Source organism: Sedimentibacter sp. B4, assembly GCF_000309315.1.
In the GTDB taxonomy this organism is placed as follows: Bacteria; Bacillota; Clostridia; order Tissierellales; family Sedimentibacteraceae; genus Sedimentibacter; species Sedimentibacter saalensis.
The window spans coordinates 1-213 of sequence record NZ_CANG01001136.1; the positions used below are offsets into that span (position 1 = coordinate 1).

The window sequence follows — 213 nt, forward strand, 5'->3', positions numbered from 1 at the left end:
CTGGACGCCACGGTGCAGGATGCGTTGGAGACCGCCCGGGCGGCGGCCGGCGGCCTGGACGTCCGGATCGGCGGAGGCCCGAGCGTGGTGCGGGACTTCCTCGCTGCCGGGTTGATCGACCAGATGCACCTCGTCCAGGTGCCGATCGTGCTCGGCCGCGGCGTCCGGCTCTGGGACGGGCTGGAAGGCCTCGAGAAGACTACGACATCGAGG

Annotated in this window: 1 protein-coding gene; it reads left to right on the forward strand. The window is 71.8% G+C overall.

Annotation, left to right across the window (positions count from 1 at the left end):
- The coding region (locus tag BN358_RS21915; RefSeq protein WP_040584362.1) for a dihydrofolate reductase family protein at nucleotides 1-213 on the forward strand (213 nt) is incomplete at both ends.